Here is a 23,260-nt window from a genome sequence, read left to right as displayed (position 1 = left end):
TTAAAAATTAAATAAAAACCAAATTCTCGTCATGCTGAATTTATTTCAGCATCGCATCAACAGGAGAACTACGGCAAATCAGGATGCGAACCTGAACTAAATTCAGGTTGACGGATTCGATTTTTCAACTATAAAATATTTTAAAATAAAAAAACAATAAAAACTTGCAATAATCAAAAAAAAGGTTGTAAATTTGCAACCGCTAACAACTAATACTTGTTTAGCAGGTCTGGAGAAATGGCAGAGTGGTCGAATGCGGCGGTCTTGAAAACCGTTGTACTGCAAGGTACCGGGGGTTCGAATCCCTCTTTCTCCGCAAAAACCGAAACATTTAGTTGTTTCGGTTTTTTTTTGTGCTTATTTTATATAGAATTTAAACCAAAAAAAAACGCTATCAATATAATTGACAACGTTTTGTTTTTCTTTTTCAAATTTCATGCGCTCTTTACATAGCAATATTCTCTTTTTACATAGCAATTTTTTTCTTCTTCAGAAATAGCAAATTTCCCCCGATTATTCGTGTATTCGTAATTTTCAGATTACTCTATTCCGTATAACCTTTTATACAAAAAAATATTCATTTTAATTCTCTTATTTTCTAACGCAAAATAATGAACAAGTGGTTTCAACAAAATGATTAAGTAAACGATAAAAATCCCTATTGTTAATTCTCCTTTCTGAATTTGCCCCAAAATAAACAACGTAAAGAATATTGCTAAAAAATAATTTATTCGATAAAACATACGTCTTGGCTTTTTTTCTTCCCAATCGTCAGGATTTTCTATAAATAATCGGTCTTCTTTACCTAAAAGAAATGCCTTTAAAACTTGGATTTTTGTTAAAAAATTTTCTTCTATAAATTTTTGTGTAAACATATTTTTAAAATTCTAAAGTGCCTCCATTAAGTAAATCATCAACGTCTTGACTGGTTACTTCTGTAGTAGCATTTGGGTTATGAAATTCATTTATTTGATTAGCCAATTGTCCTAAAGACATATTGTCAACATTATTTTTTAAGGCTAAAAAATCATCTTTATTTTTCTTAATTTCTTGCTTTAAATTTTCAAGTTTTTGGTCGTAATTTTTCAAAAACAAATCCATTACTTGTTTATTTTGTTTTTGAAGAAAATTCTTTTTTCTAGTTAAATCGTATGTTTTGATAACATCCGACAAACAAGCCAATCCTGTTAAAGCAATTTTTTGTTTTATATGAGCATCAATGGTATCAAAACGCTTGTCTTTATCCATTTTACCAACAAGCGATTTAATTATTTTTTGATGATTTTCAGCATTATTTAAAATTAATTCATCATAAATTGTATGAATATTTTCTGTTAAAAAAACCTTATTTACAACAGCGCTCATTTGATTCAGCCCTGCTTGTGTGATTAGTTGATTTTCCATATTTAAACAAGTTCTTTTGATATGTTTACTTCAAGAACTCCTTTTGATGAAATTGTAAAATCCCTAATTTGAGTTAATAAATCTTTTAAAACACTTTTATTTCCTGCTTGTTCGAAAACAGTTTTTATTTTTTTAGAATTTTGTTTTAACTCTTGTTCAACACTAGCTTGTCTGTTGGTTAATTGTTCAACAATGGTAATTTTATCTTCTTTTATTTTAGTTTCTTCAACAAGATTAGCTTGTAAATTTTTAAAATTTTCGATAAATGGCTTACAAAAAGCTGTCCAATTTTCTATTGTATGATTGTACAGTTTTTTTGATTTACTAGGAGATATTATTTTATAAACAGGATTTGGTTCAATAGGCTGTAAAGACATTAAAAAACTACGTTCTCCTTGTTGATTTCTAATGGTTTCTTTTAAATATTCTTCTTCCTGTTCGTGAAGTTCAATTTGTTCGTTTTGATCGGCTAATTCTGCTTGAATCGTTCGATGTTCTGTCATTAAATTTTGGTTGCTGTCTCTTAAATTTTTTATTTCTGTATTCGAAATAATTTGTTTGTATAAAGGAGCAATATCATTGGTTAATTTATTAACCGTTACCTGGCTGAATAATTGCAATTGAGGAATTAATTTATCTTTTAATTCTGAATAAAAATATCCTAATTTTAAAATATCATCTAAAATTATTTGAACATCGCCTTGCATTCCTTCTTTCAATTTTTCAATATCGAAATCTATTTGAGCAATTGTTTTTTTGGCTTCAGTTCTTGATTTTGCAATAGATAAACCACCTTCTATTAAAAACCCAACTGCGGCAACTCCAGCAGCAGCTTTTATATCTTGAGATTTTAAACTTCCTTTATTTGATAATTTAGTAGTTTGATCCATAAAACTATTAAATTGATTTTTCCCTGATTGAGAAATATCCGCCATATGTTGTTGATGAGAACCTTTAAAGGTTTCAACATTTTGGTCAATACAAGCAAAAAAAGTATCTAATTTAGCGTAGCTATCTTCAAAGTTTTCCCAATTAATACCAGAAACATCAAATAATTCAGGTTCTGTTACTTTTATTTGGTCTCCAAATAAATCAATTAAAAGATTTAATAAATCTTCTCGAACTAATTTTAATTTGTTTCTAGTTTTATCAAAATCATCAACTAAATTCAGATTGATGTCTTTTACAACTTCATGAGTTTCGATTATTTTAGCATATTCTTGCTTGATGTTGAAAGCGTGTTTTCTCTTCGCCTCAACTTTAGATTTCCCTGTTAAAGAAAATTCTTTTGTGGGTTTTAATGTTTCAATATTCGATTGAATAGCCTGAATATCAGAAGTTCCATCAAATTGTTTTACCAGTTGAGTTCCGTGTTCAATTAATTTAAAATCATCTAAATCTATTTCAGGATTTTGAATATCTAAAGCAGTTACACGTTGCGCGACACGGTTAGGATTAAAAACTTTATTTCGCCCATCGTTATCGTAAATATTATTTACAATCGCATTTTGAATACTAGAAGAATACGATGCTTTTACATACGCATCTTCTAAAAGTTGTTTAATATGAAGCCCTTCTTTTAAATTAATTTGTAATGTATAATTTAAATAATCAACAAGCATTCTTCTATTGATAACCTGTGAATCTACATGTAATTTCTGCGCTTTTTTTATAATCGCATCCACTATTTTAGCTTGTAGCTTATCAAGATTTGGTTTTATAATTTCTTTATGTGTCATCTATATTATATGTGTTTTAATTTTAATAAACGCCTATTTTAAACTAAAACAGGCGTTAAAATTGCTTTCATTTTAAAGATTAATTTACACTAAAAGTATTCATAGAAACATCTCCAGGTGAAATTGTAAGCCCATACATTCTACTAAAAGCGTTGATAATTTGTTGTTTTCCATCGGTTGTCCAAACCATTGTTCCAGGAGTTACCACGGTTACAGAAATTCCTGGTTCAACCCATTGCTGATCGATGTATAATTTTCTTTTTAATGTAATTTGAAATGTTGCCATAATATTTAGTTTTAATTAAGTTTATTGATTTTTAGATTTAAATTATATAATTCAGGTTTATACGTTGTTAATATTAAGTACGCACTTTTGTAGTTCTTTTTTTCCATATAATAATTATATGCTTGTCTGATAATCGTATTAATAGCCAATCCGCCAACAGTAATTTCCATATCAGTATTTTGATTTAGGAAAATTGTCAATGCTATTTTATCTGTTTTTTTCGATATCATAAGAATTGAATGACGCAATACGGCTTGATATACTTTTATCATCTTTTTTAATTTATTGGCTCACCAAATAAGTTTAGTTTTATATTTAAGTAGAATTTCCGAAAAAAGATATATTCAAAATTTTACACCGTTTTTCGGAATCTAACTCAACTTTTATTGTTTAGAACTTTTGAATAATTCAACTGCTCCCCAAATAGCTAATCCAACACCAGCTCCAATAGCTAGTGGTGCTGCTAAAGTTGTTCCTATCACAGCTGTTGCAACTGCTCCTACTGCTCCCGTAACTGCTACTCCATTGTTCATTTTGTTTTCTGCCATTTTTTTCAATTTAATTGTTTAACTTAAATTCATTACATCTTAATAACACTACAAAGATGCAACATACAAATACCTTAAAAACAATGTGTTCAGGGCTGAACAGAAAATAATTTTGTACTTAAATTTGAGGCATAAAAAAACTCCTAAGTGTATTACTTAGGAGTTTTTTTAAATAGACAATCGTCATGCTGAATTTAGTTCAGCATCGCATCAATAGGAGATCTATCGTAAATTAATGACTATATTTAAGTTCAATAATTTGATTATCAATCGTAAAATGACAATATTTATTAGAGTCCATTTTTAATTTTTTCAGATGATTTTCAGCTAATTTTGGAAATTGCAAATCATTAATAGTTAATACATTGTCTTTCACTTTAAAATAATTCGGATTTACAAAACAAGATAATTTCTTTTTAACATTATTATCAATAAAAACACTCGATTCCACTAAAGTGTTTTCAGTCAAGTATTTATTAGTGATACTTTTAATATAAACTTCTTTATCAAGGGCAGTTCTTAATGTTAAATAATAGTAATACTCTGAATTTTTAGCTAATTTTAAAGCGTTTGTTACAATACCGTCTTTGATAATAAAAGGATACGCACTTTTACCCGAAATTAAAATAAAAGCAATATTTTGTATTTCCTGATATTTATTTCCAGCAAATTTCCCAGCATCATTAACGCTTTCAACGCTTCTATTATTGATTAATAATTTAATATTTTCCGTTTCTTTTTTAAGAATAATATCCGATTTAATTTTATAATCTATTTTAAAAACTTTGTTACAAAAATCTTTTAAAAAATCACACGATTTACTACAACTAACTGATGGCAATATATTAATGTGTGAATTTGAAGAAATAATCATATTTATTTCCTTAAAATATTTATGAAAATACAAATCAACAATCGCTGAAGTATCGGCTTGTATTTTGAAGATAATTTCTTTGGTTTCTTCTTCAAAATAGAGTAAAAATTCACAATTATCATGTTCGATAAAACAGTAAATTCCGTTTACATATTTTGTAAAAGAAGGCATTTTTAAAAAATACTTAGAAAATTCATATTGAATCTGTTCAAGTATTATTTTTACAGGAAATTTATTTTCTTGCCATTTAATTTCGATAAAATCATTTAAATTACTTGAATTATTTATTTTTTTTAATTTTGATGCACTTAAAAACTCTTCATAATCATGCCCAACAAGAAGATCAATGCCTTCTAAAAAATGCTGTACGTTTTTCAAACAATTTGGATGTTCATAATCGCCAAAAAGCTCAGAAGGGATTCCTTTTTTTTCATTATCAAGTAATTCTAAACTCTCTAGATTCGGGAAAATCTCTAAAATTAAATGTAATATAGAGGCTGTAATAATTAGTTCATTATTATTTAACAGTAAATATTTTACTTTTTTATGTACTGCCTTTTGATTAAAAAAATCGTTAGTAATTAAATTATTTGACAGCTCTAAATATCCTAAGTTTTCAGGTAAATCACTAATATCAAAATATTTAATTAGATTATTACTTACATCTAAACCTTCAAGAGTGCTTGGTAAAGTATGTAAAGTATCTAATGTATTAAGTGCATTTCCGCTTACATTTAAGTCAATTAAATTTGGAAGATTAAGGTTTATTTCAGATAATTTTTGAATTGTAGTTCCAAATATTTGTAGATCCTTCAAGTTTTTTGGCAAGTATTTTATGGCATCATTATAACAATATAAAATACTTAAACTTTCCAATTGGTTTAATTTTGAAAGTATTTTAAAATCCAATTCTGAGAAATACGCCCAACCAATTGTAAACTCGGTAATGTTGGATACTTCTATTTTCTGAAATAATGTTGTCAGCCCAAAATCAGCAATATATGAGGGAAGCTTAGCGTATAGTTTTCTGATTTCATTTTCCATCAAAATCCTTTCTGAAATATTTTCATTAAAAGGATATAATCGGATATAATTCATTATCGTTTTCCATAAAGCATCGCCTTTGGGAGTTTTCCCCATTTGCAAAGGCATTAAATCTCCGCCTTGAAAGACTAAAGCGGTAACTTTTTCAGGAAGTTTTATGTTCGCAATTAACTCCATAGGAACGCCTGTAAAACTAACAACTTCTGCGGTAGTATCTATTTTAAAATTTTCAGGATTTAAATTTTTATCTAGTATTTTTTTATCTGATACATCATATAAATAATAATGATCTTTATCTTTTAGCGGATATATAAATTTTTCAGTAGATAAAATATCTTCTAATACATCTTGATTTTCTTCAATATCCATCTGAAAAGCATCATGAAATGTTGCTTTGTGAATAGAAATATTTTTTAACATGCAATGTTTTTTTTTATTGATAGCAATTATCCTTCAAATATAACTAAAATAAATTTTTGATAATTGAGTTTACTTTCTAACATCTTTTAAAATACTACGAGCGTTAAATAAAAAATCAAAACTATTTATTAACCCCTTATTTTCTTTACTTTAGAGATTCTAAACATTTATATTATGGAAATTTTATTGATTATTTTCTTATTATTTATAATATCTCTCTTTTTTGCTATTAAATTAAAAGCATCAGCAGCTAGTATTATTAGTGCTATCATTCATTTAATTACTTTTATTCCTTTTTTGTTTTGCTTGCTAGTTAGTGCTGAACATAACATAGCCATAGATCCAATGGACCAAGGCTACACTCCTCTTGGACAAAAACATATGCTCACTGTTTTTGTATTTTACATATTGTATATTATTTCTAAAATTTTAATTTGGAAGAAAAGTAAAACACTACCACCACTTACTTGGGCTATTACAAGTGTTTTTGTCGTTATTGGTATTATTTTAAATATTTTTATCATCCTTCAAACATCGTATTCAAATGATATGTTTGAATTCAATTCCGCCTCGCTTATTAATACCTCAACAAATAACAATACAATAACGTTGTTTTTATTTTATCCGCTAATATCTAGTATTAGTGCTATTTACATATTGGCTAAAAGCTTTAATATTGTTGCTAATCATTTTAAGGAGTATCAATACAAAAACTCCACGTTAAATTATTTACATAAAATACTCTTCAAAATAAAATCATATCCTTTACTAATACTAGTATTAATTTTTCCTGTTTTTTGTGTGATAACCATCATTTTAATGCTATTCGGACAAGACTCTGACAGCATGATAAAAGTATTTACTGATACTACAACTTGGCGTTTTTCTCAACAATCACATCCACCAGCACTAGACCATAAAGGGCACTATTTATGTACTGTTGCAGCGCGAGGAAATCCAACAATTGTAAAACCGATAAGAATAGGAAAAAGACACGGAAAACCAATTGTAATAAATAGGCAATTAATGATTGCCAATGCTTTTGAAGATTTAATTCAAGTTAATTACCCGAAAATACATCATTTTATTCGTAAAAATTATGATACTTACGGCTATAATTTATCCAAAGTTATAAATACGCCTTTCAAATCTGATGTAACATACATAATAATGAAACCGCTCGAATGGTTCTTTATTATTTTTCTATATCTATTTTGCACGAAACCTGAAAAATTAATCAAAAGACAATACAGATAACATTTTATAAAAACCCAGTACTTTTACATACTAATTATCAATAATTTAATATGAAAACATACCTGAAATTAATATGCTACATATCATTAATAACCGTTTTATATAGTTGTAAAACCACAAAACCCATAGTAAAAGAAGTAATAGAAAAAGAAGTAGAAGAAGTAGAAGAAGTAGAAACTAATATTACATTTAAAAACTCATTAAATATTTCGCTTAAAAACTCAAATAATGAATTTATAATAGAAAATAATCTTATAAATAAATTATCCGAAGAATTGATTTTTAAAGATATTGCCCCAAGTTATTATATGAATATTGAAGGTGTTTATACTATTCCTAAAAATATTAGGCAGATTACTTCTTCAACAAAATATGAGTTATACGATTACTATTTTGATAAAAAAGGCAGATTAGACTCTTTATATTCTAAAAGAAATGGCTCGTATAAAATTATTTATAATCGGAATGGTTTAATTGACTACATTAAAAAAACCAAAACATACAAAAATTCTAAAAGGATAAAATCAACAAAATATCTAACATACTTTGCTACAGATAAAAACACGATTACAAAATATGAAACTAATAATAAGAACTTAATAGTATCTAATAATACATTTAGTCATAAATTCAGTTATAATAATCAAGGCGAAATTATTAAAACAAATTATAATGAACTTCTTGAAGGTAACTTTATTGAATATTATACATTTAATAAAAATCTGTCAACTATAAAATTAATAAAAGCAAGAGCTGGTACATATTTCTTTATCAAAGGATATAAATTAGATAATAATGGTAAAATTATAAATACTTATTTTACCAATTATCGTATGGATTTAAATTCCAATTCGGTAAAATTAGATAAAATTTTATACAAAGATGACACTCCTCCTTTACTCACTAAATACGATAAAAATAAACGTGTTTTAGTAATCGAAAATGACAAAGTTAAACACATATATAAATATTATTAATCATTTATTCTTTCAAAAAACGCATAAAAAAAAGCTACATTACTTAGGTAATATAGCTTTTAAAATAAATGATATTTTTGGGTTACTGCTTACTTCTTAAAAAGTTTAGCCGCCCCTTTAAAACCTTTTAATTCTATTGTAGGTTCGCCATATATTGCTACTTCACTTTTACCTTCGGCATATAAAATTAAATTTTTTCCTGCATAGATAGAAGCATCTGCACTCCCTGAAGTATATACATCTAGCTCAGAAATTTTCATTTCCTTTGCTTTCATATCAGCAGCTTCTTTTAAACTAAAGCTTGCTTTTTTAGCTTCTCCTTCTAAACTTAAATCGACTGAATTCATTAATTTAGCGGTAACATTATCGGCTAAAACATGAGCCTCTAGCCTTGCTTTATCCGACATTAAAAAAGTGGTGTTCGTTGCTTTTATTTTTAACGTTCCTTTTGATTTTCCAAGCATATTTACAGTAACTTCTTCCGCTTTTAAATCTAATTCAAACTCACTTGAGTTATAGCAATCAATATGCATTACTTTTGAGTTGAATATTCCGTCTCCTTTTATTTTAGCACCATTTTTTAAGGTGATTTTTTCAAGTTTTACAAAATCTAATACTATTTTAAGTTTTTTACTCCTTGCTATTTTATGTGTTGTTGCAATTTTAAGAACACTGTCTATTACTACAAAATTAATAACTTCGTGTAAATTTTTATCCGTAGTTAATACATAACTGTTTTTAGCAGCCTGATTTATACTTAATTCTAAAGCATCGTCAATTTCAATTTTATAAAATGCTTTATCAATAGATTTACTCGTTGTTATTACTTGTTTATTTCCTTTAATTTTCTGTTTATCCTGAGCAAGTACTACGGTACTAATCATTACTGAAAATACGACTAAAATTATTTTTTTCATGGTATTAATTTTAAATTATAGTTAACGGTTATTAAACCATATTTAAGACCCCTAAACCATCAGTAAGTCACTAGTTATATATTAAACCTCACAAAAAAAACCTAGTGCTTTTACACACTAGGTTTATATTGACTTTAAATATTTTTTACGCTTTCAAAAACAAATTTACCTTCTCCTTTTTTTGTTTTTAGGAGCGCTGTATTTTTTAGTTTCTTTCGCTTCCGTTTTAGAACCACCGTTATTTTGGCTTTCTTTTGCGTTTACTCTAGGCGCTCTATAATTTTTATTTTTACGTTGATTAAAAGGCACTTTTTCATCCAATTGATTTTTAGTACTTTTTGTATCTCTTGTATTTTTTACAGCTGTTTTAGGCGATCGGTAATTTTTACTTTTTCGCTTGTTAAAAGGTACTGCATCATCAAAGGTGTTTTTAGCATCTGTTGCTGTCGTATTCTTTTTCCACGAATTATTTTCAGGCAATAATTTTTTAAGTAAATCTGTTCGCCCTACTTTATTCAGTGTATTGCGAATCCAATCTTTATTTTCTTTTTTATACCAAAAGAAAAATTTATGTTGATCTTCTTTTTCCTTCGCTGTTTTAGGTGTTTTTGTCGGTTTTAAAGTATAAGGATGAAATCCACTATAATAAATTACCGTAGCCACCGTCATTGGCGTAGGCGTAAACCCTTGCACTTGCTCTAGCTGAAACCCCATATCTTTTGTTTCGGCAGCCAAATTTGCCATATCTTCTTTTTCACAGGCTGGGTGATTCGAAATAAAATAAGGAATTAACTGAAGCTTTAATTTTTTCTTGATATTAATGCGGTCAAATCGTTCTTTAAACATGTGAAAATATTTAAATGACGGCTTACGCATTAACTTTAAAACAGGGTCAGAAGTATGTTCTGGCGCTACTTTTAAACGCCCTGAAATATGATTTGTCATCACCTCTTCGGTGTAGGCATCTAACTCTTTTGGGTCGGCATTTTTATTGAATTCTGGCACCAACATATCATGCCTGATACCACTTCCAATAAATGATTTTTTTATCTTCGGATGCGCATCAACAGCTTTATAAAGATCTGTTAATGGTTTGTGCGAAGTATCTAAATTACTACAAATTACTGGCGAAATACAAGAAGGCGCCACACATTTATCACAAATAGATTGGATTTTTCCTTTCATCTGATACATATTCGCAGAAGGTCCACCAATATCAGATAAATATCCTTTAAAATCGTCCATTTTAGTAACCGTATCGACTTCTTTTAATACCGATTCTTGACTACGACTAGCAATAAATTTTCCTTGATGTGCAGAAATTGTACAAAAACTACATCCTCCAAAACATCCACGGTGAATATTTATCGAAAATTTAATCATTTCAAACGCAGGAATTGGTCCACGTTTATCGTATTTTGGATGCGGTAATCGTGTAAAAGGCAAATCAAAAGAAGCATCAATTTCTCCTTCGGTCATTGTTGCACACGGTGGATTAATCATCAATTTTTTATTTCCTACCTTTTGAAAAATACGACGTGCATATAATTTATTCGACTCCTGCTCTATTACCTTAAAGTTCGATGCAAATGTTTTTTTATCCTTTAAACAAGCCTCGTGAGAATTAATTTCTACATCCTCCCAATTTTTATTCTTCGGAACATTTTCATGTTCATCAATAAGAACAGCGGTTTGTTTTATCGTTTTTAAACTCGAAAACGGCACCCCTTTTTGTAACAGCTCTACAATTTCTCGTAAAGGTTGTTCCCCCATTCCGTACACCAACATATCTGCTTTAGAAGTTTCTAAAATAGTTGGTAATAATTTATCTGACCAATAATCGTAATGGGTAACACGACGCAATGAAGCCTCAATACCACCAATTAAAACTGGAGTGTCAGGGAATTTTTCTTTTAATATTTTTGAATATACCGATGTTGCATAATCAGGTCGAAACCCTTTATCACCATTTGGTGTATATGCGTCTTTATCACGACGGCGTTTACTTGCCGTATAATTACTCACCATCGGATCCATACATCCGCCCGTTACTCCGAAGAATAAGCGGGGTTTTCCTAATTTCTCAAAATCTTGTAAATTATCATTTACACTAGGTTGTGGTACAATTGCTACTCGCAAACCATAACTTTCTAGTATTCGTCCTATTACTGCCGGACCAAATGATGGGTGATCTACATATGCATCTCCACTGAAGAGAATTACATCTAATTCTTCCCATCCTCTTAACTTAACCTCCTTATTTGTAGTCGGTAACCAATCTGAAACTCGTCTTATTCCCATGCCGCTGCAAAGGTACAACGTTTTAGTTGATATTACCAAGCTTAAAAAAAGATGTTAAATTTAGTAATAAAAAATGTAACTTATCCTATTTTTAGGATACTAATTATACCTAACAAAATATTCTCATGAAAAAAATTATACTTGGAATTGTTTCCTTAGCTTTATTCGCTAGCTGTTCTACCTATAAATCGGTGCAAAAAAACAACCAAACCATTGCGGTAAATATCGATTTAAATACGGTTGTTGATGATAAAATAATGGTCGCTATAAATCCACAGAAAATAAAAGAAGAAACTGTAATTTATAACATTCCTGCAATTGTTCCAGGAACCTATACCATGAGTAATTATGGGAAGTTTGTTTCAAATTTTAAAGCTTTTGATTATAACGGAAAAGAATTAGCGATTCAAAAATTATCAGAAAACTCTTGGCAAATTAACAATGCCAAAAACATGGATAAAATATCGTATTGGGTTGATGATACTTTCGATTCAAAAAAAGACCACAATATCTATGTAATGGCAGGTACAAATATTGAAGAAGACAAAAATTTCTTATTAAATTTACCTGGATTTATCGGTTATTTTAATGATAAAAAAGAGTTGCCGTATCAAATTTCAATAACGCATCCTACACATTTATATGAAACCTCATCATTAATCAATAAAAATACGTCAAAAACAGATAATAGTAAAGATGTGTTTTTAGCACCTCGATATGATGAAATTTCAGACAATCCGATTATGTATGCACCGCTTAATAACGTGAGTTTTACGGTGAACGGAATTGAAGTGAATTTAGCTATTTACTCGCCTAACAACGCACACAAAGCAACCGATTTAAAGGACGCTTTAAAAACCATGATGACGGCTCAAACCAACTTTTTAAAGGGTTTTGAAACTACAAACGAATACAATGTTTTAGTCTATTTATTTGATCCTGAAATGTATAAATTTCAAGGATATGGCGCTTTAGAACACCGTTCATCTACTACAGTAGTGTATCCTGAAACCATGAGCAAAGAACAATTTGCAAGTAATATGATTAACGGAACAGTATCCCACGAGTTTTTCCATATTGTATCGCCGTTATCGGTTCATTCTGAAGAAATTCATTCTTTTGATTTTAACCAAGCAAAAATGTCGGAGCATTTATGGATGTACGAAGGAATGACCGAATATTTTGCCAATCTTTTTCAGGTAAATCAAGGTTTAATTTCTGAGGATGAATTTATCAATGAAATGAATTCAAAAATTGCTGGGTCATTAAATTATAACGATGCCATGTCTTTTACCAAAATGAGTAAAAACATCTTAGAACCTAAATATGCTAAAAACTACAATAATGTATATCAAAAAGGCGCATTAATAGGTATGTGTTTAGATATTATTTTAAGAGAAGAAAGCAACGGAACCTACGGAGTTCGAAACTTAATGCTTGATTTATCTAAAAAATACGGAAAAAATAAGGCATTTAAAGATGAAAATATTATTGCTGAAATTGTAAAAATGACCTACCCTTCTGTTGGCGAATTTTTCAAAAACCATGTACAAGGCGCTACGCCAATTAACTACGCTACTTATTTTGAAAAAGTGGGGGTTAAAAACCAAACAAAAACAGAAAATTCAGCCTATTTTATCGACTCAAAAGGACAGCCTTTTATTTCTGTAAATAGTACTAAAAAAGTGTTTTTTACTATCAGAACAAACTCGGCATTAACTGCTTTAGGTATTAAAGCTGGCGATGTTTTAGAAAGTGTTAATAATGAAAAAATATCATTAGAAAACATCCGTTCTATTTTAGGAAAAACAATGCAATGGAAACAAGGCGATATTATAAAAATGGACGTTACTAGAAACGGAAAACTTTTAAAATTATCAGCAAATTACACACAACCAACTACTAAAAGTACTGGTTTAGTTCTTGAAAAATTATCTGCGGATAACAAAAAAGTAGTTTTAAGAAACGCTTGGTTAAAAAACTAAATTATTAGAACCTCTTTAAATTCTAAACAAAGTGTTTTTTAAAAGAAATAAACGTCCTGCTGAATTTATTTCAGCATCGCATCAATAAGTGAACTACAGCAAATCAGGATGCGATTTCTTATTTTTCTGCTATATTTTTTTTAGATAAAATTTAAACAGTTCACAAAAAAGACAGCCAATTAGCTGTCTTTTTTATTTAAAATACCATTTACTTTAACATTTAATTAATATTTTACAAATAGCAATTTAATAATTTCGATAAATTTTTTTAAAACCCTTTATTTATGATAAAAAAAATATTCTTCCAGCTACTTCTTGTAGTTTTTTGCATCAGCTTTTCATCCAAAGCAAATGCACAATGGTTCAAAAAGAAAAAAAACAAGAAAGAAATAAGCAAGGCAAAACCAAAGCCTGATAAAAATGCGATAAAACCCTATAGCAAAGTGGTTACTGAAAAATTCAGTACCGACAACGGGTTATTTAAAGTACATCAAAAAGAACAGCAATTTTTATTTGAAATTCCTGATTCGTTACTTAACCGTGAAATGCTAATGGTTACTAGAATTGCTAAAACAGCCAGTGGTGTTGGTTTTGGTGGCGGAAAACAAAACACACAAGTATTGCGTTGGCAAAAAAAGCAAAAAAATATTTTACTAAAAGTAGTTTCTTATAATGTGGTTGCCGACAGCCTGCTTCCTGTTCATAAAGCCGTGGTAAACTCTAATTTTGAGCCAATTTTATACTCTTTTCCTATAAAAGCATTTAGCAAAGATTCAACAGCTACAGTTATTGATGTTTCTTCTTTATTTAAAACCGATGTAAAAGCGATTGGCTTCCCTCAAAGAAGCAGAAAAGAATACAAAATTTCTAAAATGGATGCAAAGCGCTCTTATATTGAACGCATTAGCAGTTATCCTAAAAATATTGAAGTTCGACACGTAAAAACCTACGTTTCTAGCGCCGCACCTGCTAATAAAAGTGTTGGTGCTATTTCAATGGAATTGAGTAATTCAATGATTTTATTACCTAAAAAACCAATGAAACGCCGTTATTTTGATCAGCGTGTAGGATGGTTTGCCAGGTCGCAAACTGATTACGGTTTAGACGCTCAAAAAAGTAAATCTGTAAAATATCTTGACAGATGGCGTTTAGAAGTTAAAGAACAAGACCTTGAAAAATTTAACAACGGAGAATTGGTTGAACCTAAAAAACAAATTGTTTATTATATTGATGATGCCACTCCAAAACAATGGCGTAAATACATCAAACAAGGAATAAATGATTGGCAAGTAGCCTTTGAAGCCGCTGGTTTTAAAAATGCAATTATTGCAAAAGATGCGCCTACAAAGCAAGAAAACCCAGATTGGAGCCCTGAAGATGTACGTTATTCTGTAGTACGTTATTTAGCCTCGCCAATTCCGAATGCCAACGGTCCTCACGTAAGCGATCCTCGTTCTGGAGAAATTTTAGAATCGGATGTTAACTGGTATCATAATGTAATGACTTTACTGCACGATTGGTATTTTATTCAAACTGCCGCTATAAATCCTGATGCTAGAAGCATGGAATTTAAAGAAGAAACTATGGGACGTTTAATTCGTTTTGTTTCGTCTCACGAAGTTGGGCATACCCTTGGATTGCCTCATAATATGGGAAGTTCAGTAGCCTATCCTGTAGACTCTTTACGTTCGGCAACTTTTACTAAAAAATACGGAACAGCGCCATCAATTATGGATTATGCGCGTTTTAATTACATCGCACAGCCTGAAGATAAAGGCGTTGCTTTAATGCCAAATATTGGACTTTACGATAAATATGCTATCAGTTGGGGATACCGTCCGATAGTAAATACATCGGCTAAAGATGAAAAGAAAATCTTAAATAAATGGATTCTTGACAAAGCAGATAATCCTATTTATAGATTCGGACATCAGCAAGTTGTAAATGTTATCGACCCAAGTTCACAAACAGAAGATTTAGGTGATGATGCTATAAAAGCAAGTGCGTACGGAATTAAAAACCTTCAGCGTATTTTACCAAATTTAGAAAAATGGACGACTAAAGATGGCGAAAATTACGACGAATTAAAAACCATGTACGGGCAATTACTAGGGCAATTTAATCGCTATATGGGGCATGTAAGTTCTAATATTGGTGGTGTTTACGAAAATTACAAAACCGCAAATCAAAATGGCGCTGTATATACCCATGTTTCTAAAAATCATCAGAAAAATGCCTTGAAATTTGTAAACGAGCAATTATTTAAAACACCAAACTGGTTATTAGATAAAAATATTTTTGATAAAATACAATTTTCAGGTGCCGATCAGCGTATTAGAAAATTACAAACAAGAACCTTAAATCGTATTTTAAAAACCGGTAGAATGACGCGTTTAATTGAAAACGAAACCTTAAACGGTGCAAAAGCCTACACCCTTGTAAATATGATGCAAGATTTGCGCAAAGGAATTTGGAGCGAATTATACAGCCGTAAAACCATTGATGCGTACCGTAGAAATTTACAACGTGCCCATTTAGATCGCTTAGATTTTTTATTAAACAAAGCTAAAAATCAAAAAGGACATAATAACGGCGGATATTTTAAACAAACCGCGGTAAACATTAGCCAATCGGATATTAAATCGGTTGTTAGAGGCGAATTAAAACGTTTAAAAACAGATGCTAAAAGAGCGTTAAGTATTGCTAAAAACAATATTTCTCGTTATCATTTACAAGATGTTTTAGATAGAATAAATACTATTTTAGAACCTAAATAAGCTGTTTTTATCTTTTAAAATTATTTGAAGCTATTTCCCGCTTTCCGCACTCGCTTTTTTTATTTTTTGAAAAGAAAAAACAAAAAAGAGCTCAAACAATTGCTCAATCGGGGCTAGGGATTTTTAGATACTTTTAAAATATAGAAGATAATATATAAAGTTTTTAGAGCCTATTTTAATTTTATTGCAAAAACCAATAAAGAAACTGTCAGTTCGAGTGATTTTTTTCCTTCAAAAAAATTGTATCGAGAACTTTTTTAGTATAAAATTCATCAAAAAAAAGCTAAAAAACACGGCAAATCAGGATGCGAACCTGAACTAAATTCAGGTTGACGAATGCGATTCCTTATTTTTCTGTGATATTTTTTTCAGATGAATTAAACAGGTTCTAAAACCTTTCCTAGAAGTTGTATCGAAGCTGATTTTTAAAATCGGTTTCAATACAACTTCTTTTATTTATATTTACTCCCTAAATAACAAAACTGCATGAAACTACTCCTTAAATTCTCCATCATTTTAGTATTGCTAATTACTAGCTGTACACCAAAAAATGCTGTAAAAAAAGCAACATCCGAAGTAAAAACATCCGAAGCAAAAAAAGCGGTTAAAAATACTTACGTAAAAGACAACTTTACCAAAAAAGAAGTAAAAATTACCATGCGTGATGGTGCAAAATTACACACCACTATTTACACGCCAAAAGACAGCTCAAAAACATATCCTATTTTATTACAACGAACGCCGTATAGTTGTCGTCCTTACGGAAAAGACACTTTCAAAACCCGAATTGCCCCCAATCCTATTTTAATGAAACAAGGGAATATTGTGGTATATCAAGATGTTCGTGGTCGTTGGATGAGCGAAGGCGTTTACGACAATATGCGTGCGTACATTCCTAATAAAAAAGCCAAACAAACCGATGAAACCAGCGATACTTTTGATACAATTGATTGGTTAGTTAAAAACACGCCAAACAATAATGGAAATGTTGGAACTTGGGGAACTTCCTACCCTGGTCATTACGCCACTATTTCAGCAATTGATGCACATCCTGCTTTAAAAGCAGCATCTCCACAGGCTTGTATTGGCGATTTCTTTTTTGATGATTTTCATCATAATGGCGCATTTATGCTAAGTTATTTTAACGCAATTCCATTATTCGGAACGTATAAAGACCAACCTACAGATTCCTCTTGGTATTCTTTTCCGAAGATGAAAACAAAAGACCAATATCAGTTTTTTTTAGACAAAGGACCTTTAAAAAACTTAAACGAATATTTTCAATATGATACATTAGATGCTACAATTGCCTCTAAAATTACTGCGGATAAAAAAACCAATAAAGTAGCTGATTTTTTCTGGAAAGAAATCGTTGAACATCCTAATTACGATAGCGTTTGGCAAAGCAAAGGAATTATTCAACATTTAAACAAAGTTCCTTCAACAGTAGCCACGATGATTGTTGGTGGATTATTTGATGCCGAAGATTTATACGGTCCTTTAGAAACGTATAAAAATATTGAAAAACACCAACCTAACAATTACAATACTTTAGTTTTTGGTCCTTGGGATCACGGCGGATGGTCTCGAAATAAAGTAGCCAATAAAGTTGGGAATTACTATTTTGGAGATTCTATTTCACTTAATTTTCAGAAAAATATCGAAACGAAGTTTTTCAATCATTTCTTAAAAGGAAACGGTTCAAAAAATAGTGGATTACCAGAAGCTTATGTTTTTGATTCAGGAAAAAAACAATGGAAATCATACGATGTTTGGCCTCCAAAAAACACGAAAAAGCAGTCATTTTTCTTATCAGAAAATCAAGAATTAACTACCAATAAAAAGAAAACTAAAAAAGGGAATTCAAAAACAACATTTGTAAGTGATTTGAAACATCCTGTTCCGTATTCACAAGATATAAAAACTGTTTTCACACCAAGAAAATACATGACCGACGATCAGCGTTTTGCGGCACGAAGACCCGATGTATTGGTTTTTCAAACCGATATTTTATCCGAAGATTTTACTTTAGCGGGAGATATTTTAGCTAAACTAAAAGTAGCCACCACAGGTTCAGCAGCCGATTGGATTGTAAAAGTTATTGATGTGCATCCTTCGGATATCAAAAATGATAATAAAGATATGCAAACGCATTTAAAGCTGAGTAATTATCATATGATGGTTCGTAGTGAGGTGATGCGTGGGCGTTTTAGAAACAGTTTTTCGAAGCCTGAACCGTTTACTCCAAACAAAAAAACGGAAGTAAATATTAAATTACAAGATGTTTTTCACACCTTTAAAAAAGGGCATAAATTACAAATTCAAGTGCAAAGTACCTGGTTTCCTTTAATCGATTTGAATCCGCAAACCTATGTAGATAATATTTATAAAGCTGATAAAAAAGATTTCAAAAACCAAACACATACTGTTTTTTCAGATTCTAGTATTGAGTTTTCTGTGTTGGAATAATCTACTTTAAAACATTCATTTTATATAAACCTCGTGATGAAAATTATGGGGTTTTTGTGTTTAAATTAGCTTGATTATTGACTCAAAAACAGCTAAATACCTTGTCATAAGATATACATCATTAAAACAATGAAAATATTAACAGTTAGAAGTCTATATTCAACAACTTAAGAAACAAAACAGCTACTTAGACATAAAAAACACAACTAAAAACACTTTTAATATCTCATTATATGATATGTTTTTATATGTTTGCAGTAAGACTTGTAAGTAAATGAATCGAATTAAAGAGATATTAAAAGAAAAAGGCATTAAACAAACTTGGTTAGCTGAAAAATTAAACAAAAGCTACAATATGATTAATGCGTATGTTCAAAATAGGAGACAACCAAATTTAGAAGATTTGTTTAAAATTGCCAAAATTCTAGATGTTGATGTTAGACTATTAATTACATCTACAAAAAAACAATAAAATATGAAATTTGAAATTTATTGTGATGAAAGTGGCTTAGAAGCTCTTGTTGACAAACAAGCTCATGATTATACTGCAATTGGCGGAATATGGATGACTTCAAGTTATAGAGATATTTTTAAATATAAAATAAAAGAAATAAAAGAAAAACATAAAGTATATGGAGAATTAAAATGGAATAAAGTTTCTCCAAAATTCTATGACTTATATAAGGATATTTTAGATTATTTTTTTCAAACACCACAATTAAGATTTAGAACTATAATTATAGATATTTCGAAAGTTGATAATTATAACTTTAGTAATAATGATGTAGAATTAGGTTTTTATAAATTTTATTACCAACTTCTTCATCATTGGATATTTGACTTTAATGAATACTCTATATTTTTAGACCATAAAATTAATAGAGATAAAAACAGGTTAAAAGATTTAAAAAATGTTCTTGATTTATCTAATTTAACTTCAAGTATTCCTACTCTTCAAGCACTACCTTCAGATGAATCGGTAGCTATTCAACTTGCTGACATTTTAACAGGTTTGACAAATGCAAAATTCAACAATAAGACTACAAGTAAAGCAAAAATAGAATTAACAAAATACATTGAAGAAACATATTTAGGAAAAGAAATTAGGTCTACGCCTAAATTTCAAGAAAAATTTAATGTGTTTTTAATCAATTTAAATGGTGGTTGGTAATGTCGTACAAAAAACTAAAACCACATAAGATTGAAAAAGAAGAATTAGAGATCAAAATGAGAAACCAATGGAAAGATGTTTATTGTTTGTGTGGAATCAAAACTTTTGACGGAATTGTTGTTAAGTTTTATGAAGATATGTTCGACCATTGTTTTTATGAAAGTAGAGACAGAAAACATAAAGATAAATCTATTTTATCTTTAAATCGTCTTGAGAAAATGTTATGGATTAAAGACACCTTACAAGATGAGAATGCAATTTTAAAAAAAGGTTGGGATACTCAACGAAAAGAATACTATAAAAATAGACGTGTTGCAGTTGTAAAAGGAAACTATGTTGTTATTGTAATGTTTACGGCTTTACTCAAAGCTAAATTTATTACAGCATATGAAAAAAATGATATTGATAACATTTTGAATAGTCCAGATTTTGAGAAAAGTGAAAAATACTTTGGAAAAAATTAAGCACAAAAAAAACGTTGATTCGGGTTCAACGTTTAAGACCTTTGTAAATTCCATACCCAAGGTAAAGAACAATGCAAATCTACAACTTATTTTAAACAATGAAAATTTTCAAGCAGAAAACTTGCATATATGATAGCACAACAACAATGCCAGATACTGAACAAAGTGTATCGTTATTGGTATTTCTAGCTAAACCAAAAGTAAGTAGGTTTTTATAAAATACGATAACGAAACCCTACAACAACGCCAAAAAATCATTCCTATCAATTTCACGAGCACCTAAACTTTCTAGGTGTTCGTTATGAACTTGGCAATCTATTAATGTATATCCGCAGTTTTTAGCCAAATGAATAAACGCTACTTTACTCATATTACTTGCTTTGCTGAACATACTTTCGCCACAAAAAACACCATTTTTTAAATCGATACCGTATAAACCAGCGACTAAAATATCATCTTGCCAAACTTCTATCGATTTTGCAATTCCTTTATCATGTAAATTAATATAGGCATTTTCCATATCATCAGTAATCCACGTTCCTAATTGGTCGTTTCTGTCGATATGACGGCAATTAAAAATTACCTCTCGAAATGCTTTATTTTCTGTAATTACAAAATTTTCTTTGCGTAAAACTTGTTTCATCGATTTTGAAACTCTTACCTGATCAGGAAATAAAACCATACGTTCTGGTGGCGCATACCAAACAATTGGCTCGCCTTCATTAAACCATGGAAAAATTCCATTTTTGTAAGCAAACTCCAAACGCTCTGCCGATAAATCGCCTCCAAATGCCAAAACACCTTCTTCATTTGCAAATTCATAGGGCGGAAATACTATTTCTTCAGGTAACCAAATCATCTAAAAAAAATTATAACGATTAATAAACAGCACAAATATAGTGTAGTTATCAGCAGTAAAAATAAAAAAACAAGAACCTTAGGATGATTTTTTTTATTTTTTAAACAAGCCCTTATCAAAATAAGAAGCTATCTATTAAAATCTATATTATTTTGCATAATTTTGCAAAATGGTAAAAGAACTTCAACTACGCGTTAATTTAATAGAAGAAAAGAAAGCTGATATTTTAAAACAGAAAGCTTCTAGAAAATTAGGAATCGCGATTTCAGATATAACTACGGTAAAAGTATTGCGTAAATCAATCGATGCACGTAAAAAAGACGTGATTTTTAATTATAAAGTAGCCGTTTATGTAAACGAGCCTTTGCCTGATACGCCTGATTATGTTTTTGAATATCAAGATGTTTCTAACGCTAAGGAAATACATATTATTGGTTTTGGCCCTGCGGGAATGTACGCTGCGCTTCGTTGTATTGAATTAGGCTACAAGCCGATTGTGTTAGAACGTGGAAAAAATGTACAAGATCGTCGTAGAGATTTACGTGCTATTAATCAAGAGCATTTTGTAAATGAAGATTCTAATTACTGTTTTGGCGAAGGTGGTGCAGGAACGTATTCTGACGGAAAATTATATACCAGAAGTTTAAAACGTGGCGATGTTCGCCGAATATTTGAGAATTTAGTATATCATGGAGCTGCACAAGATATTTTAATTGATGCACATCCGCATATTGGAACCAATAAATTGCCTAAAATTATTGAAAACATCCGTGAGAATATTATAAAATACGGTGGCGAAGTTCATTTTGAAACTCGTGTTACCGATTTTGTGATTAAAAATAGTAAATTACAGGCTATTCGATTAAAAAACGGCAATGAAATGACGGTTAATTCGGTTATTTTAGCAACTGGTCATTCTGCAAGAGATATTTACGAGTTATTAGATAAAAAAGATATTTTATTAAAAGCAAAATCATTTGCTATGGGGGTTCGTGTTGAGCATCCGCAGGAAATTATTGACCAAATTCAATACAGTTGTGATGGTCAAAGAGATGAATTATTACCTGCTGCGGCTTATAGTTTGGTACACCAAGTAAACGAAAGAGGTGTGTATTCATTTTGTATGTGTCCTGGTGGATTTATTGTACCAGCAGCTACTGCAAATGGTGAAGTTGTTGTAAACGGAATGTCGCCATCTCGAAGAAATAATAAATTTGCAAACTCAGGAATTGTTGTTGAAATTAATATTGATAAAGACCTTTATAAATACGAAAAATTCGGTGCTTTAAAAGGTTTAGAATATCAAAAAGATTTAGAAAAATTAGCGTTTAATGCTGGTGGAAAAACACAGGCTGCCCCTGCACAACGTTTAACCGATTTTGTAGAAGGTAAATTATCATCAAGCTTAAATGAAACTTCGTATCAGCCAGGTTTAACCTCAGCGCCAATGCATTCATTACTTCCTAAATTTATCGGAAGCAGATTGCGTAAAGGTTTTGATGCTTTTGGTAGAAAAATGCACGGATATTATACAGCCGAAGCAAATATTATAGGGGTTGAGTCTCGTACTTCATCGCCTGTAAATATCCCTAGAAAAGAAAATTTAGAACATCCACAATTAGACGGTTTATATCCTTGTGGTGAAGGTGGTGGTTATGCTGGTGGAATTATCTCTGCGGCTATGGATGGCGAGCGTTGTGCTGAAGCTGCTATTGCTAACTTATAATTAACAATATTTCTGTTGATTTATCTGTAATTACCTTGTATT

General features: G+C 30.1%; 19 protein-coding genes and 1 tRNA gene. 10 read left to right on the top strand and 10 right to left on the bottom strand.

Translation table 11 applies throughout. The annotated features are described in order from the left end of the window. Positions 1–231 precede the first annotated feature (231 nt). Positions 232–316: transfer RNA gene (locus tag AQ1689_RS07425), tRNA-Ser, on the top strand. Positions 317–539: 223 nt separating this feature from the next. On the opposite strand, the gene AQ1689_RS07420 is transcribed toward AQ1689_RS07425, so the two are convergent. From AQ1689_RS07420 to AQ1689_RS07390, 7 genes are all read right to left on the bottom strand, one after another. Beyond that, the gene (locus tag AQ1689_RS07420) at positions 540–875 is read right to left on the bottom strand and encodes a hypothetical protein (RefSeq protein WP_101955665.1); all 336 of its coding nucleotides are present in this window, start codon (positions 873–875) and stop codon (positions 540–542) included. A gap of 4 nt (positions 876–879) precedes the next feature. After that, the gene (locus tag AQ1689_RS07415) at positions 880–1,404 is read right to left on the bottom strand and encodes a hypothetical protein (RefSeq protein WP_101914845.1); all 525 of its coding nucleotides are present in this window, start codon (positions 1,402–1,404) and stop codon (positions 880–882) included. 2 nt (positions 1,405–1,406) lie between these two features. Then, complete coding sequence (locus tag AQ1689_RS07410) at positions 1,407–3,143, bottom strand: hypothetical protein (RefSeq protein ID WP_101955664.1); 1,737 nt, start codon at positions 3,141–3,143, stop codon at positions 1,407–1,409. Between the two features lie 79 nt (positions 3,144–3,222). After that, entirely contained in the window at positions 3,223–3,429 is a 207-nt protein-coding gene (locus AQ1689_RS07405) for a DUF6140 family protein (protein ID WP_101955663.1), read from the bottom strand. Positions 3,430–3,440: 11 nt separating this feature from the next. Further along, positions 3,441–3,701, bottom strand: coding sequence for a hypothetical protein (locus tag AQ1689_RS07400; RefSeq protein WP_101955662.1), 261 nt, complete (start codon positions 3,699–3,701; stop codon positions 3,441–3,443). A gap of 111 nt (positions 3,702–3,812) precedes the next feature. Next, positions 3,813–3,977 carry a hypothetical protein gene (locus AQ1689_RS07395; protein ID WP_180947552.1) on the bottom strand — a complete coding sequence of 55 codons (165 nt, stop codon included), beginning with the start codon at positions 3,975–3,977 and terminating at the stop codon, positions 3,813–3,815. Between the two features lie 232 nt (positions 3,978–4,209). Then, positions 4,210–6,315 carry a hypothetical protein gene (locus AQ1689_RS07390; protein WP_101955661.1) on the bottom strand — a complete coding sequence of 702 codons (2,106 nt, stop codon included), beginning with the start codon at positions 6,313–6,315 and terminating at the stop codon, positions 4,210–4,212. A gap of 174 nt (positions 6,316–6,489) precedes the next feature. Here AQ1689_RS07390 and AQ1689_RS07385 point away from each other — a divergent pair, with 174 nt between their 5' ends. Next, a complete protein-coding gene (locus AQ1689_RS07385) occupies positions 6,490–7,572 on the top strand; it encodes a DUF6688 domain-containing protein (RefSeq protein WP_101955660.1) in 1,083 nt (360 codons plus the stop codon). Positions 7,573–7,622: 50 nt separating this feature from the next. Next, positions 7,623–8,549 carry a hypothetical protein gene (locus tag AQ1689_RS07380; RefSeq protein ID WP_101955659.1) on the top strand — a complete coding sequence of 309 codons (927 nt, stop codon included), beginning with the start codon at positions 7,623–7,625 and terminating at the stop codon, positions 8,547–8,549. Between the two features lie 89 nt (positions 8,550–8,638). Here AQ1689_RS07380 and AQ1689_RS07375 read toward each other — a convergent pair whose 3' ends face one another. Both AQ1689_RS07375 and AQ1689_RS07370 read right to left on the bottom strand, forming a co-directional pair. After that, complete coding sequence (locus AQ1689_RS07375; protein WP_101955658.1) at positions 8,639–9,466, bottom strand: GIN domain-containing protein; 828 nt, start codon at positions 9,464–9,466, stop codon at positions 8,639–8,641. Positions 9,467–9,631: 165 nt separating this feature from the next. After that, on the bottom strand, positions 9,632–11,767 hold the full coding sequence (locus tag AQ1689_RS07370) for a YgiQ family radical SAM protein (RefSeq protein ID WP_232120368.1): 2,136 nt from the start codon (positions 11,765–11,767) through the stop codon (positions 9,632–9,634). Between the two features lie 125 nt (positions 11,768–11,892). Here AQ1689_RS07370 and AQ1689_RS07365 point away from each other — a divergent pair, with 125 nt between their 5' ends. From AQ1689_RS07365 to AQ1689_RS07340, 6 genes are all read left to right on the top strand, one after another. Next, on the top strand, positions 11,893–13,752 hold the full coding sequence (locus AQ1689_RS07365) for a M61 family metallopeptidase (RefSeq protein ID WP_101955657.1): 1,860 nt from the start codon (positions 11,893–11,895) through the stop codon (positions 13,750–13,752). Positions 13,753–14,036: 284 nt separating this feature from the next. Beyond that, entirely contained in the window at positions 14,037–16,529 is a 2,493-nt protein-coding gene (locus AQ1689_RS07360; protein WP_101955656.1) for a zinc-dependent metalloprotease, read from the top strand. A gap of 486 nt (positions 16,530–17,015) precedes the next feature. After that, the gene (locus tag AQ1689_RS07355) at positions 17,016–18,998 is read left to right on the top strand and encodes a CocE/NonD family hydrolase (protein WP_101955655.1); all 1,983 of its coding nucleotides are present in this window, start codon (positions 17,016–17,018) and stop codon (positions 18,996–18,998) included. 274 nt (positions 18,999–19,272) lie between these two features. Continuing rightward, positions 19,273–19,470: a helix-turn-helix domain-containing protein gene (locus tag AQ1689_RS07350; RefSeq protein WP_101955654.1), complete on the top strand. Its 198-nt coding sequence runs from the start codon at positions 19,273–19,275 to the stop codon at positions 19,468–19,470. 3 nt (positions 19,471–19,473) lie between these two features. Then, positions 19,474–20,169, top strand: a complete 696-nt coding sequence (locus AQ1689_RS07345) for a DUF3800 domain-containing protein (protein WP_101955653.1) — start codon at positions 19,474–19,476, stop codon at positions 20,167–20,169. Continuing rightward, a complete protein-coding gene (locus AQ1689_RS07340) occupies positions 20,169–20,633 on the top strand; it encodes a hypothetical protein (RefSeq protein ID WP_101955652.1) in 465 nt (154 codons plus the stop codon). The genes AQ1689_RS07345 and AQ1689_RS07340 overlap by 1 nt, the downstream gene beginning before the upstream one ends. Positions 20,634–20,868: 235 nt before the next feature. Here AQ1689_RS07340 and aat read toward each other — a convergent pair whose 3' ends face one another. Next, positions 20,869–21,492, bottom strand: a complete 624-nt coding sequence (aat, locus tag AQ1689_RS07335) for a leucyl/phenylalanyl-tRNA--protein transferase (protein WP_101955651.1) — start codon at positions 21,490–21,492, stop codon at positions 20,869–20,871. Positions 21,493–21,661: 169 nt separating this feature from the next. Between aat and AQ1689_RS07330 the strand changes: the two genes are divergently transcribed. Next, positions 21,662–23,218: an NAD(P)/FAD-dependent oxidoreductase gene (locus AQ1689_RS07330; protein ID WP_101914830.1), complete on the top strand. Its 1,557-nt coding sequence runs from the start codon at positions 21,662–21,664 to the stop codon at positions 23,216–23,218. The last annotated feature ends 42 nt before the right edge of the window (positions 23,219–23,260 follow it).

The organism is Tenacibaculum finnmarkense, assembly GCF_900239185.1.
In the GTDB taxonomy this organism is placed as follows: Bacteria; Bacteroidota; Bacteroidia; order Flavobacteriales; family Flavobacteriaceae; genus Polaribacter; species Polaribacter finnmarkensis.
Note: the sequence above shows the minus strand (reverse complement) of the source record. Positions and strands in the feature narration are given on the sequence as shown.

Coding starts and splice junctions, on each gene's coding strand:
- AQ1689_RS07390 (WP_101955661.1), bottom strand. CDS start 6,315: ATGTTAAAAAATATTTCTATTCACAAAGCAACATTTCATGATGCTTTT.
- AQ1689_RS07330 (WP_101914830.1), top strand. CDS start 21,662: ATGGTAAAAGAACTTCAACTACGCGTTAATTTAATAGAAGAAAAGAAA.
- AQ1689_RS07405 (WP_101955663.1), bottom strand. CDS start 3,429: ATGGCAACATTTCAAATTACATTAAAAAGAAAATTATACATCGATCAG.
- AQ1689_RS07370 (WP_232120368.1), bottom strand. CDS start 11,767: ATGGGAATAAGACGAGTTTCAGATTGGTTACCGACTACAAATAAGGAG.
- AQ1689_RS07385 (WP_101955660.1), top strand. CDS start 6,490: ATGGAAATTTTATTGATTATTTTCTTATTATTTATAATATCTCTCTTT.
- AQ1689_RS07375 (WP_101955658.1), bottom strand. CDS start 9,466: ATGAAAAAAATAATTTTAGTCGTATTTTCAGTAATGATTAGTACCGTA.
- AQ1689_RS07420 (WP_101955665.1), bottom strand. CDS start 875: ATGTTTACACAAAAATTTATAGAAGAAAATTTTTTAACAAAAATCCAA.
- AQ1689_RS07400 (WP_101955662.1), bottom strand. CDS start 3,701: ATGATAAAAGTATATCAAGCCGTATTGCGTCATTCAATTCTTATGATA.
- AQ1689_RS07355 (WP_101955655.1), top strand. CDS start 17,016: ATGAAACTACTCCTTAAATTCTCCATCATTTTAGTATTGCTAATTACT.
- AQ1689_RS07350 (WP_101955654.1), top strand. CDS start 19,273: ATGAATCGAATTAAAGAGATATTAAAAGAAAAAGGCATTAAACAAACT.
- AQ1689_RS07365 (WP_101955657.1), top strand. CDS start 11,893: ATGAAAAAAATTATACTTGGAATTGTTTCCTTAGCTTTATTCGCTAGC.
- AQ1689_RS07380 (WP_101955659.1), top strand. CDS start 7,623: ATGAAAACATACCTGAAATTAATATGCTACATATCATTAATAACCGTT.
- AQ1689_RS07395 (WP_180947552.1), bottom strand. CDS start 3,977: ATGGCAGAAAACAAAATGAACAATGGAGTAGCAGTTACGGGAGCAGTA.
- AQ1689_RS07360 (WP_101955656.1), top strand. CDS start 14,037: ATGATAAAAAAAATATTCTTCCAGCTACTTCTTGTAGTTTTTTGCATC.
- AQ1689_RS07345 (WP_101955653.1), top strand. CDS start 19,474: ATGAAATTTGAAATTTATTGTGATGAAAGTGGCTTAGAAGCTCTTGTT.
- AQ1689_RS07410 (WP_101955664.1), bottom strand. CDS start 3,143: ATGACACATAAAGAAATTATAAAACCAAATCTTGATAAGCTACAAGCT.
- AQ1689_RS07340 (WP_101955652.1), top strand. CDS start 20,169: ATGTCGTACAAAAAACTAAAACCACATAAGATTGAAAAAGAAGAATTA.
- aat (WP_101955651.1), bottom strand. CDS start 21,492: ATGATTTGGTTACCTGAAGAAATAGTATTTCCGCCCTATGAATTTGCA.
- AQ1689_RS07415 (WP_101914845.1), bottom strand. CDS start 1,404: ATGGAAAATCAACTAATCACACAAGCAGGGCTGAATCAAATGAGCGCT.